Raw genomic sequence first — 1,711 nt, forward strand, 5'->3', positions numbered from 1 at the left:
CGCGGACGCATTGAATAATTCGGGTATGGCTCACGACTACCTACCCGTGCTGCGCGATCAACCACTCCTGATAGCCCCCGACATGCGTGACTGGCTACCGGAGGACCACCTCGTATGGGTCGTGATCAAACTCGTCGAAACGATGGACACCTCCGCGTTCCACACCGCACGGGCACGCAGGACGAGCCTGCGGTCGAATGCCGGCCGCCGCGGCTACGACCCGGACATGATGCTGGCCCTGCTGCTGTACGCCTACTGCGTGGGAGTACGGTCCTCGCGCAAGATCGAGGCGTTCTGCCACACGGATATCGCGTTCCGGATCCTCACCGCTGGTGCGTTCCCGGACCACACCGCGATCGCCAGGTTCCGGTCGGCACATGTAAAGGCCTTTACCGACCTGTTCACCCAGGTGCTCACCGAGTGCCATCGGGCCGGGATGGTGAAAGTCGGCGTCGTCGCGATCGATGGCACGAAGATCAAGGCGAACGCGTCACTGGACCGCACGTACACGCAGACGACTTTGGCGGCGATCGCTGCCGACGTGATCGAGGACGCGCAGGCCTGTGATGACGCCGATGAGGCTCGTATCGGACAGTCGGGTCACGATGACGACGAGGACGCGGCCGGGCGTCGGAAGCTCTTGGACCGGTTGTCCTCACCGGCGAAGGAGAACGCGGTCGAAGGACTGGAGTCGCTGCGGCGTGAAGCACCCCGGTCACAGGCCGGCAAACAGTTGACCCGGGCACAGGAGAGGGTGGACCGGCTGGAAGCGCGGATCGCGTTCATCAAAGCGCGGCAGCAAGCGAAGTACGAGGCGTACCTGGACAGGTGTGCGGCAGTGCCTGCGGGGCACCGGCCTTCGGGGAAACCGGCCCAGCCGCCGGAGAAAGTGCGGTGGATTCTGGAGAAGGAAGAGACCCTGGCCCGGGCCCGAGCGAGGGTCGCGGAGTTGGAGGGGAAACTGCCGGTGGGTAGGCGGAATCTCACCGATCCGCAGTCACGTTTGATGAAGTCTCGGCACGGTTTCGTTCAGGGGTACAACGCGCAGATCGGGGTATCGGATGATCATGTGATCGTCGCTGCGGACGTGTTCGACAACCCGATCGATGTGCATTTGTACCAGCCGATGGTCGAGCGGGTCCGTCAGCAGGTCGGGGTTGCCTGCCCCGGTGCCGGGGAGGTGGGCACGGTGGTGGCTGATGCCGGGTATTTCTCGGAGGAGAATGCCGGGCCTGGCGCGGGTGTGGAGTCGTTGATCGCGGTGGGCAAGGCGTGGAAGGTCGCTGCTTTGGGTCCCGGAGTCGTGACGGAGGAGACGAAGGTACGGCATCCGGGGTTGTGGGCGATGCGGCAGAAGTTCGAGGACCCGGAGAACCTGGAGGTGTACACGCGTCGGCAGGCGATTGTGGAGCCGGTGTTCGGGCATTTGAAGGACTGGCGGGGGCTACGTCAGTTCGCGATGCGGGGGTTGGAGAAAGTTCGTGGTGAGTTCTTGTTGGCGGCCGCGGCGTGCAATGTGATGCGGTTGTTCAACGAGATGACGCGCAAGTCGGTGGTGATGACGGCCTGAGGGGCTAGGCGGGGGCCGGGTGTGATCGCTTGGGGCGATCGCACCCGGCCCGTTTTGTTGCCGGTCAGTGGCTCATGTGCCGGAAATGGCGGTCACGAAGCCGGGTTTGTGTCCGTAGGCCTGGATAGGCTGAAAACGCGA

At 64.1% G+C, this 1,711-nt stretch carries 1 protein-coding gene; it reads left to right on the forward strand.

From position 1 onward, the window contains the following. Positions 1–1,570: transposase (locus ABD172_RS15185; RefSeq protein ID WP_344311049.1), on the forward strand; the 1,570-nt coding region annotated here is incomplete at its 5' end. Positions 1,571–1,711: the final 141 nt, after the last annotated feature.

The sequence above is a fragment of the Brevibacterium samyangense genome (assembly GCF_039529845.1).
GTDB lineage: Bacteria > Actinomycetota > Actinomycetes > Actinomycetales > Brevibacteriaceae > Brevibacterium > Brevibacterium samyangense.